Below are 17,147 nucleotides of genomic sequence, written 5' to 3' on the forward strand. Positions count from 1 at the left end.
GCAGTGGATGAGGTTGCCGATGCCATTGCGCCGCGTGCGTACCGATGGCCGTCTGCGGCTGCGTCCACGCACGACAAGACCTCACGTCCTCGCGTGCATGCAAGGCGCAGCGCGATGCAGATGCAGTGCGTCGCGCCCGCACCGTTCGGTGCCTGCGCAGATGTCACAGAAAATTCATCAAAAAACGGTGCCCGATCGTCGCTGTCGATGCTCGTAGTCCAGGTACAACGCAGCATTCCCGCGTGGCGGGTGGTGTTGCGCATTGCTTCCTTCCCTACTGGATTCCACGATGCGCCGTACGTTGTTTCTTTCGATCGCTCTCGCCCTGCATGCCGGTAACGCTGGCGCCCAGACGGCTGCTGCCACCGTCGCGGTCGAGGCGATTCCGGCCCAGCCATTGGCGCGAGCGCTCAATGCGCTGTCGCGCCAGACCGGGCTGCAGTTTGTCTATGCCGCCGGCGTGGCCGGCAACCCGCAGACCCGCGCCACCGCGGCCGGCGTCGCACCCGAGCAGGCCCTGCAGCAATTGCTCGACGGTACCGGCCTGCGCTACCGCTATCTCGATGCGACCACGGTGACCATCGAAACCGCCGAGCCGGCGCCCGGCCTGCCGCCAGCGGTTCCGGCAACGGCCGCGGTCGCCACGGCGCCGGTGCCGCGTGCAGACGCGCCGGTGCAGGAACTGGACAGCATCCAGGTGCTCGGCAGTTACGCCGGCAGCCTCAGCGCCGCGTTGCGCCAGAAGCGCTACGCCGACAGCGTGGTGGATGTGATCGCCGCCGAAGACATCGGCAAGCTGCCGGCACAGAACGTGGCCGAGGCGCTGCAGCGCGTGCCGGGCGTGTCGATCGTGCGCGACCGCGGCGAAGGCGTGTACGTGCGCGTGCGCGGCCTGGGCCCGAATTTCCAGGTCACCACGCTCAACGGCCAGACCATGGCGGTCAATGAGAACGTGCGCACCTCCGGCCAGACCGGGCGGCAATTCCGCTACGACACGCTGCCGGCCGAACTGGTCTCCGGGCTTGACGTGATCAAGAGCCCCACCGCCGACCTGGACGAAGGCGCCATCGGCGGCATCGTCAACGTGCGTACATTCCGCCCGCTGGAGCTGGGCAAGACGCTGACCAACGTATCGCTGGAATCCAGCCAGGCCCAGCGCACCCAGGCCAACGATCCGCGCGCCTCCGGGCTGTTCAACTGGGTCAATGCCGAAGGTACTTTCGGCATGCTGATTTCGGGTGCGTATGCGCAACGCACGCTGCGCCAGGACCGCGTTAACGAGGTGAGCTGGGACTATTACCGCAACGGCGTGCCGGGCGTGCCCGGCGCCAACTACGTCCCCACCGGCCTGCGCCCGACGCTGGAACTGGAAGAGCGCGAGCGCACCGGCGTGGCGGCCTCGCTGCAGTGGAAGCCCAGCGAGGCGTGGGAGACCAACCTGGATCTGCTCTACGCCAGGCAGACCGTGCATTACGACGAATACAGCATGGGCGTGGGCTTCGACAGCCTGGCCAAGCTGAGCAATCTGCGGGTGCAAAACGGCGGTATCACCGGCTTCGATTATCGCAACGGCCAGGTGCAGATCTCGCGCGAGACCTCCGGCATCACCGACGACAATCGCAGCGCACGCCTGTCCAGCACCTGGAGCGGCGACCAGTGGACGCTTGGCGCAGTGGCGTTCCACTCGCAGGCGCACAGCTACGACTCCGATCCGATCCGGCGCACCCGTCTGCGCAGCGGCACCAACCTGTCGATGCGCGTGGACATGCCGCAAGCCGATGGCGACAACGTACCGGACTGGAGCTTCACCAACGGCTTCGATCCGAGCAACCCGGCCACCGTGGCAGGGCGCCGGCTGGAATGGCGCGAGATCGATGCGCGCGACAAGGAAGACGCGCTGCAGTTCGATGCCAGGCGCACACTCGACGGCAGCTTCTTTCGCGACTTCAAGGTGGGCGCCAAGTACCGCCAGCGCTCGCGCACCTACGATCGCGCCGACCTGCTGCTCAACAGCATTGCCGGGGTACGTTTCCCGGGCAGCTATTTCACCGCGTTGCCGGTGGGCGACATGCTGTCGGACGCCAACGGCAAACTGCCGCGGCAATGGCTGGCGCCGATCGAATCCGCGTTCTGGGGCAATTGGCCGACCAGCGCCGATCTGAGCAACACGCCCAACAGCGCCGACCTGCAGAATTCCTACGAGGTGCAGGAAAAGATTGCCTCGGCGTACGCGATGAGCAACTTCGCCACCCAGCTGGCGGGCCGCGAACTGCGCGGTAATGTCGGCGCGCGCGTGGTGCGCACCGAGCAGGCCACCGACGGCCATGCCGACGTCAACGGCAGCGCACAGCCGGTGCATTTCGAGCGCAGCTATACCAATGTGCTGCCTTCGTTCAACGCGGCCTGGGATGTGCGCGAGGACATGGTGCTGCGGACTTCCGCGGCCAAGGTGATCACGCGCCCGGATCTCACCGATCTGTCGTCCAAGCTGACCTTCAATTCCAGTGGCGAACGCCTCACCGCCAGCGGCGGCAACCCAGCGCTGCAGCCGTTCGAGGCATGGCAGTACGACCTGACCTTCGAGTGGTACATCGACGGCACCTCGGCACTGACTGGCGGTTTGTTCTACAAGGACATCTCCAGCTTCATCCAGACCCAGATGTCCAACCTGGTCTACCAAGGCCAAACCTATCTGCTGTCGTCCAAGACCAACGGCAGCAAGGCGATGGTGCAAGGCGCGGAAGTGGCGTATCAGCAGGTCTTCAACGGCCTGCCGTCGCCGCTGGACGGCCTGGGCATGCAGCTCAACTACACCTGGACCGACAGCAAGGCGACCTATCACGACGGCACCGGCAGCTTCACCGACAGCCTGGAAGGCGTGGCCAGGAACACCTACAACGCCGTGCTGTTTTACGAGAAGGGGCCGTTGATGGCGCGCGTCAGCTACAGCTGGAGCGACGACATCCTCAACGCGGTGGGCACCGCCAATGTGGCCACGCTCAACAGCGACCGGTTCGGCAGCCTGGATGCCAATGTCGCCTACAAGGTCAACGACACGCTGTCGGTGTTCGTCAACGCGATCAATCTCACCGGCGAAGTGCAGCGCCAGTTCGTTGGCGATCACCTGTTCGGCGGCTATACCGACTACGGCCGCACCTGGTCGCTGGGGTTGCGCGCGCGCTTTTGACAAGGGCTGGAGACCTGGCGAGCAGTTGTCAGCGACGTGCGATGTGCATCGGGGGTGCTGTGTTTGCGGGTGACATACCGCCATGAAGGCCTTGCGACGAGCGCAGCCGTCGTGATCGCCGATCCAGTTTGTTGGCGGCAGCCAATGCCGCCACCGGGCGCCTTGCTGCAAGGCGCCATCTGCAAGGGCCATGGCTTCGGCTATGGCGCTGTTGCCAGCCGCACATCGCCGCGTATCGCGGTGTGCAACAGCTGCATCACGTGTTGAGACCACTCATGTCATTACTGCTTCGTAGCTGTATCGGTTTTTTTGTCTTGATCGTGGCCGGCCTGGCTACGCCGGTAGCGCCTGCCGCCGCCACGTCGGAGACGCTTGAGAAAGTCGTCATCCTCAAGCGCCACGGCGTGCGTGCGGCGATGTCCAGCCCGGAGCAACTGGGTCGCTATTCCGCACGTCCCTGGCCACGCTTCGATGTGCCGGCCGGCCACCTGACCGCAAACGGTGCGCGTCTGGAGGCATTATTCGGTGCCTATTACCGCGCCCGTTACACGCCGCTGGGTCTGTTCGATGGCGATGGCTGCGCCAATGTCTATTACTGGGCCAATCGCACCCAGCGCACCATCGCTTCGGCGCGTGCGTTGGCAAGCACGCTCACCCCGGGGTGTACGAACACGGTGCACCACGTCGCCGATGACGCGTCCGATCCACTGTTCGACGGCGCGCCGGCATTGCGACAACCCGCTGCGGCGGCATTGATGCGCGCGGCCATTGCCGGCCGCGTCGGTGGCGATGTGGTCGCCTGGAATGCGGCGCAACGCGATGCGATCGACAGCTTGCAGCAACTGTTGCTGCAATGCGCGCAGCGGCCGTGCCCGACCCAGGCCGGTGCCGGCAAGCAACGCCTGGATGCGGTGCCCGCAGGCATGGGCGCTGCCCACGACGGTATCGCCGGTGTCCAAGGCCCGGCACCGGCAGCCTCCGGCATCAGCGAAAGCCTGTTGATGGGCTGGGCCGACGGACAGGACTTTGCCGCGTTGGGATGGCAAGGCGTGGACGAAGCCAGTCTGCTGCGCGCGTTCGCCCCGCATCAGGCCGAGTTCGCGCTGCGCCTGCGTGCGCCGACGGTGGCGCGCATGGCCAGTACGCCGCTGGCGGCGCGGCTGCTGGCGACACTGCAGCAAGGCAGTGTTACCAGTGGCAATCGCAATCCACCGCAGGCCACGCCGATCGGTGGCGATGCACGGCTGGTGGTGCTGTCCGGTCACGACGGCACGCTGACCTTGCTGGCCGGCATGTTCGATCTGCATTGGCAATTGCCTGGTTACCAACCCGACCAGACCGTGCCTGGCGGCGCCTTGGTCTTCGAGCGCTGGCGGCGTGCCGATGGGCAGCGGGTGATCCGCCTGCGCTACACCGCGCAGACGCTGGCGCAACTGCGCGAACGCCGCGCACTGACACTGCAGGCGCCGCCGCCGTCATCGCCGGTGTTCATTCCCGGCTGCAGCAGCGCCACCCCGGAGTACGACTGCCCGCTATCAACCTTGGCGACATTGATCGACGCCGCGATCGACCCGCATTACCTGAGCGAATGACGCCGCGCGCGCCGGCCGCGGTCGGCGCGCGTGGTTGCATCGGCGCATCGGCGCCGTTTCCCTGGCCACCGTGCCAGCCGCTGTTTCTCATCACTGCAAGAGGCGATTTATGCTCCACCAGCGACGTACTCTCGTCAGTCTCGCAATCACTCTCGGTTTTGCCTGCGCAGGCATCGCCCAGGCGCAAACGGACGTCGGCGTACTCGACGTGTTGACCTACAACGTCGCCGGCCTGCCCGAAGGCCTGTCCAGCGGAACGCCGGCCACCAACACCGCACTGCTCGCACCGAAACTGGCGCCTTACGGGCTGGTCAACGTGCAGGAAGACTTCAACTACCACGCCACGCTGTACGCTGGCGACGCGCATCCCTACCGCACTGCCACCAGTGGCGGTGCCGCGTTCGGCGACGGGCTCAACACGCTCAGCAACTATCCCTTCAGCGACTTCACCCGGGTCAAGTGGAGCCAGTGCAACGGCACCGACTGCCTGACCCCGAAGGGTTTCAGTTACATGCGCGTGCGCCTGGCCGACGGCGTGTTGCTGGACGTCTACAACGCGCACCCCAACGCCGGGGTCGAAGCGGGCGACCTGTCCGCACGTCGCGCCAATATCGGCCAGCTCTCGCAGTTCATCCAGACCTGGTCGGCCGGCAATGCGGTGCTGGTGATGATGGATTCCAATACGCGCTATACCCGCAGCGACGACAACATCCGCGAGTTGATCGCCTCCAACGGTTTGACCGATCCGTGGGTGGAACTGATCAAGGGCGCAGCACCGGCGGCCGGCGCCGCACCGCTGTTGTGCGGCACGCCGCCCACCAATAGCTGCGAAGTGGTCGACAAGATCCTGTACCGCGACGCGCTGCAATTGACCCTGGTGGCCAACCGTTACCAGCTCGATGGCGGCGGCTTCTACGACAGCGCCGGCAAGCCGCTGTCCGACCACTACCCGCTGCATGCGCAATTCGGATGGGCCGTGGGCGACCGATTGCGCACCAGCGACCAGTTCGGTGGTCCGCATGGCATTCCGTTCAACGATCTGGCCGGCAACCCCGGCGTGCGTCCGCTCAGTGGCGTGACCCTGCGCGGCGGTGCACGCCTGGATGGCGTCGGCGTGATCCTGGACAGCGGCAAGCTGCTCGCGCATGGCGGCAGTGGTGGGCAGGCGACCACACTGTCGCTGGGTGCCAACGAAACGCTGTCCTCGGCCACCTTCACCGTGGGCAAGTACAACGACCGCACCCGCCTGTTCTCGCTGAGCCTGCGCACCAACAAAGGCCGCAGCGTGCAGGTGGGCAGCCCGACCAGCGAGAGCTACACGCTGACCGCTCCCAGCGGCTGGCATATCGCCGGTTTCACCGGCCGCGCGGGTGAGGAGATCGACAAGCTGGGGGTGGTGTATGCGAAGGACTGAGGGCATTGCGGACTAGCAGCCACTCAGAACCCTCGCAGTCTGCGGCGTGAGCTGCAAAGCAGCGATGCACGGCCATGGATGGCCTCTCTGCTAAAACGGCAATCCACGCAGCATTGAATCTGGCGGCGCGTTGAAACATCCGTGCAGCCGCAACTTTGTGGGAACGAGAATCTAGTCATCCTGCGCAATTACGGATGCCCCGCGATAATCCGTCGGCGGGGCGACGCAATGCATCAACCGTAATGCCCGCGGGGTTCGTGCACATGCGTATCAGCACGCAAGCGCACGCGTGGACGCAACCATTGGGCAAACTCTGCTTCGCTCCATGCGCCATCAGCCAATCCCATCATGGCGACATACTTCTCTTCCTGCGAGGCCACGAGCTCGGCACCATTGAGCACGAGAAAAACGCGGTAGCAGACATGGGCGGTACGCTTGTTGCCATCCACAAACGGGTGATTGCGTGCCAGCCCGTAGGCAAGGCTGGCAGTCAACTGCACCAGATCGGGCGGAGGATCGCCATAAGAAAACAGTTGCTGTGGACGGGCCAGCGCCGAGTCCAGCAAGGCCTCATCGCGGATGCCAGCAGCGCCACCGTGTTCGCTCAATTGACGTTCGTGGATGGCCAGGGCAAGCGCGCGCGTGATCCACACGACCATGCGCGTGTTCATTTGGCCAGCTTGTTCAGCACCTGACGGTCCTCGCGCATCACCTGCTCGGCCACATCCATCTGCGCGGCCAGGGTCGGGTCGAACGCGGTCAGCTTGATGCCGTCGGGCGTTTCCAGTGCATAGAGTTCGTCGCCCTTGCCCAGCCGCAGGCGGGCGAGCAATTCCTTGGGCAGGATGACGCCAGCGGAATTGCCGATGGAGGTGATCTTGAGCTTCATGGTCGACGCCTTCGTTAGTACGTAAGTTATAACTCCGTCTCCAGCCGATCACAAGCCCGTCCTGGCTGAAGCGGCTCAGCAACCTGCATGGGCCAATCTCGCCTGCTGCGATTGATAGGTGTACAAATGTACACCTTGTCCCGGCCGATCGCTGCACTCCCATGGAACCTCTCTCCCCCAAGCGTCAGGCGGTGCTGGCTTTCCTGCAGGAGCAGGCCCGTGCAGGGGTGTCGCCCAGCCTGGCCGAGATTGCGCAGGCGTTCGGGTTCGCCTCGCGCAATGCCGCGCAAAAGCACGTGCAGGCGCTGGCCGAGGCCGGGTTGATCGAGCTGCTGCCCAATCAGAAGCGCGGCATACGCATGCCGGGCGGGGCCGCGCGCGATGCCTTGCTGGCCTTGCCGGTGCTGGGCCGGGTGGCGGCCGGTGTGCCGATCGGGGCGGATATCGGCCTGGACCGGCAGTTGTGGCTGGACCGCACGCTGTTCTCCTTGCGTCCGGACTATCTGCTGCAGGTGCAAGGCGATTCGATGATCGACGACGGCATCCTGGACGGCGATCTGGTCGGCGTGCATCGCAGCAGCGAGGCGCGCGATGGGCAGATCGTGGTGGCGCGGGTGGATGGCGAAATCACCATCAAGCGGCTGGAGCGCGGTGCCGAACGTATCCGCCTGTTGCCGCGCAACCGCGCGCATGCGCCGATCGTGGTGGCGGCCGATGCCGACTTCGCGATCGAAGGACTGTACTGCGGTCTGATCCGGCAGGGTTGAGATGAGCCAGGAGCCCGCGCGCATCAGGCAGGACGGCAACGCGGCAGTCGCGCTGCCGCTGGACGCCCTGCTGGCCGCACGCACGGTGTGGCGCGCGGGTCGTGGCACCGCCATCGCCCATGGCGGCGAATCCACCGGGCATGCGGCACTGGATGCGCTGCTGCCCGATGGCGGCTGGCCGCGGCGGGCACTGACCGAGTTGCTGCTGCCCGCGCACGGCGTGGGCGAAATCGCATTGTTGTTGCCCACGCTGGCGCGCATGACCGGCGCTAGCAGCCGTGTGGTGCTGGTGGCGCCGCCGTTCATTCCCTATGCGCCGGCCTGGCAGGCGGGCGGGGTGGTGCTGGAACATCTGGAAGTGGTGCAGGCCGAGCCGCGCGACGCCTTGTGGGCGTTCGAGCAATGCCTGCGCAGTGGCGCATGCGCGGCGGTGCTGGGCTGGCCGCAGACCGGCGATGCACGCGCATTGCGGCGGCTGCAGGTCGCCGCCGACAGCGGCAACTGCTGCGCGTTCGCGTTGCGCGATCGCAAGCATGCGGTCAACGCATCGCCGGCGGCGTTACGGCTGGAATTTCTGCCCGAGCGCGATGCCTGGCAGGTACGCAAGTGCCGCGGCGGGCAGGTCCCGTCGCAGCCGTTGCGGCTGGCGCATTGAGGCGCGCGCATGTTGTGGGCCTGCATCTTGCTGCCGCAGCTGGCGCTGGACGCCGTCCTCCGGCGTCTGGAAGAGCCGGACGCACCGCTGGTGTTGGTGGAAGGGCCGGCGCAGTTGCGCAGCCTGCACTCGGTCAATGCAGCGGCGTCCGCCGCCGGCCTGAAAGCCGGCATGCGGCTGTCGGCGGCGCATGCGCTGATGTCCCATGTACGCACCGTCGATTACGAGGCCCAGGCTGAGGCGCGTACGCAGCGGTTTCTTGCGGCGTGGGCGTACCGGCACAGTTCGTTGGTGAGCCAGCAATGGTCGCGTGCCATCGTGCTGGAGGCAGGTGCTAGTTTTCGGTTGTTCGGTCCATGGCCGCGTTTCGAGCGCCGCCTGCGCGATGAACTGCAGGCCTTGGGCTTCCGGCACCGGCTTGCACTGGCACCTACGCCGCGCGCCGCGCGCGTGCTGGCCGGTTTGCGCGATGGCATGGTGGTGACGCAGTTGCCGGCCTTGCACACCACGCTGGACACGGTGCCGGTACGCCGCGCCGCATTGCCGGGCGATGCCGGCGAGCGCCTGCAACACATGGGCGTGCGCACGCTGGCGGCGGTGCGCGCGTTGCCGCGCGATGGGCTGCGCCGGCGGTTCGGCGCGGGCCTGCTCGAGCATCTGGACCGCCTCTACGGCCAGGTCGACGACCCCCTGGAGTGCTACGCGCCACCGGACCACTTCGACCAGCGTGTGGAACTCGGCTACGAGGTGGAAATGCATCCGGCGCTGCTGTTCCCGCTGCGGCGCCTGATCGGCGACCTGTGCACCTACCTGTCCATCCGCGACGGCGGTGTGCAACGGTTCCTGCTGCGGCTGGAACACGAGGAAGGCGCCACCGATGTCGAGATCGGCTTGCTGACGCCGGAGCGCGCGCCGACGCTGTTGTTCGAGCTTGCGCGTAACCGGCTGGAGCGGGTGGAGATTCCACGCCCGGTGGTGGCGATGCGCCTGCTGGCGCGGCAGCTGCCACCGTTCGTGCCGGCCATGCGCGATCTGTTCGATCAACGTGCGCAGCAATCGGTGGAGTGGCCGCAGCTGCGCGAGCGCTTGCGCGCGCGGCTGGGCGATGAGGCGGTGTATCGCGTGCTGCCGGCCGACGACCCGCGCCCGGAACGTGCCTGGCGGCGCGCCATTGGCGATGCGGTGCGCGACGTTGCGGCGCCGCCGCGTCCGCCGCGCCCGACCTGGCTGTTGCCGCAGCCGGTGCCCCTGCACGAGACGCAGCTGCGCATCATCTCCGGCCCGGAGCGGCTGGAAAGCGGCTGGTGGGACGACGACGAGGCGCGCCGCGATTACTACGTGGTGGAAACCGCACGCGGCCGGCGTGGGTGGGCGTTCGCCGCTCCTGGCCGTGTCGATGGCTGGATGCTGCACGGGTGGTTCGCATGATCGGTTGCGTGTCCTTGCAGCATCAGAGCGTTGCCTGCGGGGCTGGTCATCGCAGCGGTGCCGCACGCGCCCGAGGCCACGTAGCGAAGAAGCAAACACAACGTGCCGATCTGCAGCGCATGTGTGGCGGCAGCGCAATGTTGAAGAGGTGCGCGCATGAGCTGGGATGACGCCGTCGACGGCGTGGACCGCGATACGCCCGGTGGGCGCATGCCGCGCGCCTGGACGGTCGCCGCGCGGTTGCGCGCGGCAAACGACGATATCGCCCATGCCATGGTCGCCGACGGGTTGCCTGCCTATGCCGAGCTGCACTGCCTGTCGGATTTTTCGTTCCTGCGCGGCGCCTCCAGTGCCGAACAATTGTTCATGCGCGCGCACCACTGCGGCTACAGCGCCCTGGCGATCACCGACGAGTGCTCGCTGGCCGGCATCGTGCGCGGCCTGGAAGCCTCGCGCGCCACCGGCGTGCGCTTGATCGTCGGCAGCGAATTCACCCTGGTCGATGGCACCCGCTTCGTGCTGCTGGTGGAAAACGCGCACGGCTATCCGCAGTTGTGCGCGCTGATCACTACCGCGCGGCGTGCGGCAGGCAAGGGCGCGTACCGGCTCGGGCGTGCCGAGGTGGAGGCACAGTTTCGCGCTGTGGAACCCGGCGTGTTCGCGCTGTGGTTGCCCGGTGCGCAGCCGCAGGCCGAGCAGGGCGCCTGGCTGCAGCAGCTGTTCGGCGAGCGTGCATTCCTGGCGGTGGAACTGCATCGCGAACAGGACGATGCAGCCCGGTTGCTTGCCCTGCAGCTGCTGGCGCAGCAACTGGGCATGACCGCTCTGGCCAGCGGCGATGTGCATATGGCGCAGCGGCGCGAGCGCATCGTGCAGGACACCCTGACCGCCATCCGCCACGGCTTGCCGTTGGCCGAGTGCGGCGCGCACCTGTTCCGCAACGGTGAGCGCCATCTGCGCACGCGGCGTGCCTTGGGCAATATCTATCCGGATGCGCTGTTGCAGGCCGCGGTGAACCTGGCGCAGCGCTGCAGCTTCGATATCTCCAGGCTTGAATACACCTATCCGCGCGAACTGGTGCCGCAAGGGCATACGCCGGCGAGTTATCTGCGACAGCTCACTGAGGAGGGGATGCGTGAGCGGTGGCCGGATGGTGTGCCGGAAAAGATACGCGATGACATCGAAAAAGAATTGGAGCTGATCGCCGAGCTGAAATACGAGGCTTTCTTCCTCACTGTGCGCGATGTGGTGAATTTTGCGCGGTTACGCAAGATTCTTTGCCAGGGGAGGGGGTCGTCTGCCAATTCCGCAGTGTGCTATGCACTCGGCATCACCTCCGTGGACCCAATCAAGACACGATTGTTGATCTCGCGTTTCTTATCCAAGGCGCGCAACGAGCCACCTGACATCGACGTGGATTTCGAGCACGAACGGCGCGAAGAAGTGCTGCAATATGTCTACAACAAGTACGGCCGCGAACGTGCTGCGCTGGCTGCCACCGTGATCTGCTATCGCGGCAAAAGTGCCGTGCGCGATGTGGCCAAGGCCTTCGGCCTGCCGCCGGACCAGATCGCGTTGCTGGCCAATTGCTACGGCTGGGGCAATGGCGAAACGCCGATGGAACAGCGCATCGAAGAGGCCGGGTTCGATCTGGCCAATCCACTGATCAACAAGATTCTTGCGGTGACGGAGCAACTGCGCGATCACCCGCGCCATCTGTCGCAGCATGTCGGCGGATTCGTTATCTCCGACGAACCCCTGTCGCTGCTGGTGCCGGTGGAAAACGCCGCCATGGCCGACCGCACCATCATCCAGTGGGACAAGGACGATCTGGAAACCATGAAGCTGCTCAAGGTCGATTGCCTGGCGCTGGGCATGCTGACCTGCATCCGCAAGACGCTGGACCTGGTGCGTGGCCATCGGGGTCGCAGGTACGAGTTGGCGACGTTGCCGGATGAGGATGCGGCTACCTACAAGATGATCCAGCGCGCTGATACGGTTGGCGTGTTCCAGATCGAGTCGCGTGCGCAGATGGCGATGCTGCCGAGGCTCAAACCTGCAGAGTTCTACGATCTGGTCATTGAAGTGGCGATCGTGCGGCCCGGGCCGATCCAGGGCGACATGGTGCATCCGTATCTGCAACGCCGCAAAGACAAGAGCCTGATCAGCTATCCCTCCGAAGGCGTGGAGAAGATTCTCGGGCCGACATTGGGGATTCCGCTATTCCAGGAACAGGTGATGGAGCTGGTGATTCACGCCGGTTACGACCCGGACGATGCCGACAAATTACGCCGCTCGATGGCGGCCTGGCGTCGCGGTGGTGATATGGAATCGCATCGGACCCGGATTCGCGCGCTGATGGAAGGCAAAGGCTACGCCTCCACCTTCATCGACCAGATCTTCGAGCAGATCAAGGGCTTCGGTTCCTACGGTTTCCCGCAGAGCCATGCCGCCTCGTTCGCCAAGCTTGTCTACGCCAGCTGCTGGCTCAAGCGCCACGAGCCGGCGGCCTTCGCCTGCGGGCTGCTCAATGCGCAGCCGATGGGCTTCTACTCGGCCAGTCAGATCGTGCAGGACGCACGCCGCGGCAGTCCCGAGCGTGCGCGCGTGGAGGTATTGCCGGTGGATGTGCTGCACAGCGTCTGGGACAACACGCTGGTCGGTGGCCGGCCCTGGCGCAGCGACCAAGACCCCGGCGAACAACCGGCGATCCGGCTGGGCATGCGCCAGGTCGCTGGATTATCGGAAGTGGTGGCCAACCGCATTGCCGCGGCACGCGCGCAGCGGGCCTTCGCCGATATCGGCGATCTGTGCCTGCGCGCCGCACTCGACGAAAAGGCGCGCCTGGCATTGGCCGAAGCCGGCGCCTTGCAGGGCATGGTGGGCAACCGCAACGCCGCGCGCTGGGCGATGGCCGGCGTGGAAGCGCGTCGGCCGCTGTTGCCGGGCAGCCCGCAGGAACGCCCGGTGGAGTTTGCGGCACCGCGCGCAGGCGAGGAGATCCTGGCCGACTATCGCTCGGTCGGCCTGAGTCTGCGCCAGCATCCGATGGCGCTGCTGCGCCCGCAGATGCGGCAGCGGCGCATCCTCGGCCTGCGCGAACTGCAGGGCCGCCGTCATGGCAGCGGCGTACACGTCGCCGGCCTGGTCACCCAGCGCCAGCGCCCGGCCACCGCCAAGGGCACCATCTTCGTCACCCTGGAAGACGAGCACGGCATGATCAACGTCATCGTCTGGTCGCACCTGGCGCTGCGCCGCCGCCGCGCGTTGCTGGAATCGCGCCTGCTGGCCGTCCGCGGCCGCTGGGAGCGCGTGGACGGCGTGGAGCATCTCATCGCCGGCGATCTGCACGACCTCAGCGACCTGCTCGGCGAAATGCAGCTGCCCTCGCGCGATTTTCATTGAAACGGTGCGGGACGCGCGCCTGCTACGGCACGCGCACACGCATCCACGTCGCATATCAGCGTGAGCCTTTCTGCTTGTGTGTGGGCGCGCTGGCCATCAGGCACGCGCATCCGATGCCAATGCCTGCGGGGCGGCAATCGTGTTGCCGCGGCTGAGACTCGCGATCGAACCCGGTGCAACAGCATCGGCACGCCACGCGGTACAGATCGACGCAAAAGCGCGGGTGAATAGCGGCCGTGACGGGGCAGCGTCATCCGGCCGGTCTGTGCTACACCATGCAGGCCGGCGCGGCCGCGCTGGCTTACCTTTCATCCACGAGGCGATCATGAAGTTGGAGGCGTTGTTCGACCAGTTGCACACCTTGCCCACCGTGCCCGAGGTGGCGCAGGACCTGATTGCCCGGTTCGACGATCCGGCAACCAACATCGATGTGCTGGCGCACACCATCGAGCGCGATCCGGTGATCGCCGCCAAAGTGCTGCGGCTTGCCAATTCGGCGCGCTTCCACGGCCTGCGCGACTCCACCAGCGTGGAAGATGCGGCCATGCGGCTGGGCTTCAACACGCTGCGCACCCTGGTGCTGGCCTCGGCGATGACCGGCGCGTTCCGCGCCGGCCCGGGCTTCGATCTGAAGGCGTTCTGGCGGCACAGTTTCGAGGTGGCCGGCATCTGCCGCCTGCTGGCGCGCCAGCACGGCGTGGATCCGGAAACCGCCTTTACCTGCGGCATGATGCACAACATCGGCGAGCTGCTGATCCAGTCCGGCGCGCCGGATTACGCCAGCCGCATCAATCACGACAGCTCATCGGCTGGCCATGCCGCCGAAGAAACCCTGCAGTTGGGCTTCGGCTACCCGGAAGTCGGCGCCGAGCTGGTACGTCGCTGGCAGCTGCCAGCCGTCATCCAGGAAGCGATCGCCTATCAGGTCCGCCCGGCCGCTGCTCCGGAAGGTGCGCGGATGCCGCTGCTGGTCGCCCAGGCGGTGCAGGTGTCCGACGCGCTGCGTGCACATGGTGGCGCCACTCCGGCGGCGTTGGAGGCGGTGCGCGGTCCGTTGATGGACACGGTGGATCTGGATGCCTTGTTCGCCGCATTGCCGGACGTGATCGAGGCCGACCGCGCGTTTGCCGAACTGCTGCATTGATTGGACAGCCGCGCCGACGCCGCCAGCGTCGGCGCAGCCGCTGACGCACCATCGCCGGCAGCAGATCCCTGACGTGCAGGAAAAACGGCAGCGTCCAGTGATCACGGCGATAGCGATTAAGGCAACCCGTGCCCGCCGCTGCAGCAGACTAGTCGGCCATTAGGGGCGCGCGGCCTCATCCGCGACCCCTCATCAGCGCACTGTCCCGCCAGCACGGGCGGCAGGCGACCGCCGGTACGAGCGATGGACGTGATGACGAGTCCATCGCTCGTTGTCACCTATCGGCCACGGCGCGCGTCGCTCATCGTCCCTCTGTTGCTCGACGAGCCGAAAAACGAATCGACGCGTCCTGACGCCATGTGCCGGTCGTCTGCATGCCCATGAAGCAGTGTCCGCCACCTCCACACCGTCTGACCTCATGCGCTTGCGATCCGCATGCGCGATGCAGTCGCCGACACACGCTGGTACACGCCTGTTGTCCCCGTCGATACATCCCCAGGCATTCCAGCCGCCACAGCAGGCACAGTGTCACGCCGCGGCGCAGCTGGACGGAACCCTGTGTAGGCGCTAGCGTGGTCCGGATTTTTTGCCACAGGGGAACTGCCCATGAGCCATGACGCGCAGCCGCGCCAGCTCACCTTCCGCGCCGTCGTGCTGGCCATCGTGCTGGCGGTGGTGCTTTCGGCCGCCAACGCCTATCTCGGCCTGTTTGCCGGCCTGACCATCGCCACCGCCATTCCGGCTGCGGTCGTCTCGATGGGCGTGCTGCGCCTGCTCGGCGGCGGCACCATCCTGGAAAACAACATCGTCCAGACCGGTGCCTCGGCCGGTTCGTCGATCGCAGCCGGGGTGATCTTCACCATCCCCGCGTTGGTGATCATGGGCTACTGGCCGGACTTCAAATACTGGTGGGTGCTCGGCATCGCCGGCATGGGTGGCTTGCTCGGGGTGCTGTTCTCGGTGCCGTTGCGGCGTTCGATGATCGTCGAAGACCCGCTGCCGTTCCCCGAAGGCAAGGCGGCGGCCGAGGTGCTCAAGGCCGGTGAAAACCCCGGCCCGGGCCTGAAGATCCTGGCGATGTCCGGTGCGATCGGCGCGCTGGTCAAGCTGGGTGCGGCCAGCGGCCTGCGGGTGATCCCGGACACCTGGGCGCAGGCCACGTACCTGGGCAGCAGCCGCCTGGTCGGCTATCTGGGCACCAACCTGTCGCCGGCGCTGCTGGGCGTGGGCTACATCGTCGGCCTGAATGTCGGCATCGTGGTGCTGTCCGGGTCGATCCTGTCCTGGCATATCGCCATTCCGCTGTATCAGCAGTTCTTCATGGGCAGCGACCCGGCCCTGGCGCAGAGCCTGGTCGGTGCGCCGGCGGCCGATGCGGCATTCGGCATCTGGGGCGCGAAGATCCGTTACCTGGGTGTCGGCGCGATGCTGATCGGCGGCGTATGGACGCTGTTCTCGCTGCGCAAGTCGCTGTTGTCCGGCGTCAAGAGCGGCTTTGCCGCCGCGCGCAAGAGTGGTGGCGGTGTGGTCGCCGAGACCGAGCGCGATCTGCCGATGAAGTGGATGCTGGCGGCGCTGGTGCTGTGCACCTTGCCGCTGCTGGGCCTGTACCAGGCGATCGTGCAGCAGTGGCACGTGTCGATCCCGATGACCATCATCATGATCGTGGCCGGCTTTCTGTTCGTGTCGGTGTCCGGCTATCTGGCCGGCTTGATCGGTTCGTCCAACAACCCGGTCTCGGGCATCACCATTTCCACCATCCTGTTCGCCTCGGCGGTGCTGGTGCTGTTGCTCGGCAAGGATGGTCTGGTGCCGGTCGGCATCGGCGCGGCGCCGTTGGGTGCGGTGGCGGCGATCATGATCGGCGCGGTGGTGTGCTGCGCGGCAGCGGTGGGCGGCGACAATCTGCAGGATCTCAAGGCCGGCTATCTGGTCGGCGCCACGCCGTGGAAGCAGCAGCTGATGCTGGGCATCGGCGCGTTTTCCTGCGCACTGATCATGGCGCCGGTGTTGAACCTGCTGGCGCAGGCCTACGGCATCGGCCCGGCCACGCCGCAACACCCCAACTCGCTCGCTGCACCGCAGGCCACGCTGATGGCCTCGGTCGCCAAGGGCCTGTTCGGCGGGCAGCTGCCGTGGTCGATGATTGCCATCGGTGCCGGCGTGGGCGCGGCGATCATCGCGCTGGACGAATGGCTGAAGAAGACCGGCAAGCGCTTCCGCGTGCCGGTGCTGGCGGCGGCGATTGGTATCTATCTGCCGCTGGAGCTGATGGTGCCGATCTTTATCGGCGGCCTGATCGCGCACCTGGTGGAGCGCTTCCACAAGATCCGCGCCGACGACGAAGATGGCCGCGACCGCGTGCATCGCCCGGGCGTGCTGTTCGCCGCCGGCCTGATCACCGGCGAGGCGTTGATGGGGATCGCCATCGCGGTGCCGATCGTGCTGTCCAGCCGCGCCGATGTGCTGGCGTTGCCGGCCAGCCTGCAGCTCAACCAATGGTTCGGCCTGGCGATCCTCGCCCTGGTCGGCTGGCTGCTGTACCGCATCGGCAAGCGCGGCGAACAGACCGCCTGAGGGTGACGCTTCACCAAGGCATGCGCCTGCGCGCTGCCTCTCGACGGACACGCATCGCTGGATGCGTGTCCGTTTTTCGTTGTGGCATT

General features: G+C 66.4%; 11 protein-coding genes. 9 read left to right on the top strand and 2 right to left on the bottom strand.

The window, feature by feature from the left end:
- Positions 1–289: 289 nt before the first annotated feature.
- From KHN93_RS06095 to KHN93_RS06105, 3 genes are all read left to right on the top strand, one after another.
- Positions 290–3,187 carry a TonB-dependent receptor gene (locus tag KHN93_RS06095; protein WP_212579272.1) on the top strand — a complete coding sequence of 966 codons (2,898 nt, stop codon included), beginning with the start codon at positions 290–292 and terminating at the stop codon, positions 3,185–3,187.
- Between the two features lie 275 nt (positions 3,188–3,462).
- Complete coding sequence (locus tag KHN93_RS06100; RefSeq protein ID WP_166765044.1) at positions 3,463–4,779, top strand: histidine-type phosphatase; 1,317 nt, start codon at positions 3,463–3,465, stop codon at positions 4,777–4,779.
- A 109-nt stretch (positions 4,780–4,888) separates the two neighbouring features.
- Positions 4,889–6,193, top strand: coding sequence for a jacalin-like lectin (locus tag KHN93_RS06105; RefSeq protein ID WP_127159569.1), 1,305 nt, complete (start codon positions 4,889–4,891; stop codon positions 6,191–6,193).
- A 233-nt stretch (positions 6,194–6,426) separates the two neighbouring features.
- Here KHN93_RS06105 and KHN93_RS06110 read toward each other — a convergent pair whose 3' ends face one another.
- Both KHN93_RS06110 and KHN93_RS06115 read right to left on the bottom strand, forming a co-directional pair.
- The gene (locus KHN93_RS06110; RefSeq protein WP_039524099.1) at positions 6,427–6,852 is read right to left on the bottom strand and encodes a type II toxin-antitoxin system death-on-curing family toxin; all 426 of its coding nucleotides are present in this window, start codon (positions 6,850–6,852) and stop codon (positions 6,427–6,429) included.
- Positions 6,853–6,860: 8 nt separating this feature from the next.
- On the bottom strand, positions 6,861–7,082 hold the full coding sequence (locus KHN93_RS06115) for an AbrB/MazE/SpoVT family DNA-binding domain-containing protein (protein WP_016849390.1): 222 nt from the start codon (positions 7,080–7,082) through the stop codon (positions 6,861–6,863).
- A gap of 161 nt (positions 7,083–7,243) precedes the next feature.
- Here KHN93_RS06115 and lexA point away from each other — a divergent pair, with 161 nt between their 5' ends.
- The 6 genes from lexA to KHN93_RS06145 all read left to right on the top strand — a co-directional run bounded on the left by lexA (position 7,244) and on the right by KHN93_RS06145 (position 17,058).
- Positions 7,244–7,849 (top strand): transcriptional repressor LexA, encoded by a 606-nt coding sequence (gene lexA, locus KHN93_RS06120; RefSeq protein ID WP_039523995.1) that lies wholly within the window; start codon positions 7,244–7,246, stop codon positions 7,847–7,849.
- A gap of 1 nt (position 7,850) precedes the next feature.
- Complete coding sequence (gene imuA, locus KHN93_RS06125) at positions 7,851–8,504, top strand: translesion DNA synthesis-associated protein ImuA (protein WP_024938648.1); 654 nt, start codon at positions 7,851–7,853, stop codon at positions 8,502–8,504.
- 9 nt (positions 8,505–8,513) lie between these two features.
- Complete coding sequence (locus KHN93_RS06130) at positions 8,514–9,932, top strand: Y-family DNA polymerase (RefSeq protein ID WP_212579273.1); 1,419 nt, start codon at positions 8,514–8,516, stop codon at positions 9,930–9,932.
- A 156-nt stretch (positions 9,933–10,088) separates the two neighbouring features.
- On the top strand, positions 10,089–13,337 hold the full coding sequence (locus KHN93_RS06135; protein ID WP_212579274.1) for an error-prone DNA polymerase: 3,249 nt from the start codon (positions 10,089–10,091) through the stop codon (positions 13,335–13,337).
- A 325-nt stretch (positions 13,338–13,662) separates the two neighbouring features.
- Complete coding sequence (locus tag KHN93_RS06140; protein ID WP_054590888.1) at positions 13,663–14,481, top strand: HDOD domain-containing protein; 819 nt, start codon at positions 13,663–13,665, stop codon at positions 14,479–14,481.
- Between the two features lie 606 nt (positions 14,482–15,087).
- Positions 15,088–17,058, top strand: coding sequence for an OPT family oligopeptide transporter (locus KHN93_RS06145; protein WP_212579275.1), 1,971 nt, complete (start codon positions 15,088–15,090; stop codon positions 17,056–17,058).
- Positions 17,059–17,147 lie beyond the last annotated feature (89 nt).

The organism is Xanthomonas arboricola pv. juglandis (assembly GCF_905367715.1).
Taxonomy (GTDB): Bacteria; Pseudomonadota; Gammaproteobacteria; order Xanthomonadales; family Xanthomonadaceae; genus Xanthomonas; species Xanthomonas arboricola.

Excerpts from the sequence above, each read along its gene's own strand:
- KHN93_RS06100 (WP_166765044.1), top strand. The coding sequence starts at position 3,463 with ATGTCATTACTGCTTCGTAGCTGTATCGGTTTTTTTGTCTTGATCGTG.
- KHN93_RS06135 (WP_212579274.1), top strand. The coding sequence starts at position 10,089 with ATGAGCTGGGATGACGCCGTCGACGGCGTGGACCGCGATACGCCCGGT.
- KHN93_RS06115 (WP_016849390.1), bottom strand. The coding sequence starts at position 7,082 with ATGAAGCTCAAGATCACCTCCATCGGCAATTCCGCTGGCGTCATCCTG.
- KHN93_RS06145 (WP_212579275.1), top strand. The coding sequence starts at position 15,088 with ATGAGCCATGACGCGCAGCCGCGCCAGCTCACCTTCCGCGCCGTCGTG.
- KHN93_RS06130 (WP_212579273.1), top strand. The coding sequence starts at position 8,514 with ATGTTGTGGGCCTGCATCTTGCTGCCGCAGCTGGCGCTGGACGCCGTC.
- KHN93_RS06095 (WP_212579272.1), top strand. The coding sequence starts at position 290 with ATGCGCCGTACGTTGTTTCTTTCGATCGCTCTCGCCCTGCATGCCGGT.
- KHN93_RS06105 (WP_127159569.1), top strand. The coding sequence starts at position 4,889 with ATGCTCCACCAGCGACGTACTCTCGTCAGTCTCGCAATCACTCTCGGT.
- imuA (WP_024938648.1), top strand. The coding sequence starts at position 7,851 with ATGAGCCAGGAGCCCGCGCGCATCAGGCAGGACGGCAACGCGGCAGTC.
- KHN93_RS06140 (WP_054590888.1), top strand. The coding sequence starts at position 13,663 with ATGAAGTTGGAGGCGTTGTTCGACCAGTTGCACACCTTGCCCACCGTG.
- KHN93_RS06110 (WP_039524099.1), bottom strand. The coding sequence starts at position 6,852 with ATGGTCGTGTGGATCACGCGCGCGCTTGCCCTGGCCATCCACGAACGT.
- lexA (WP_039523995.1), top strand. The coding sequence starts at position 7,244 with ATGGAACCTCTCTCCCCCAAGCGTCAGGCGGTGCTGGCTTTCCTGCAG.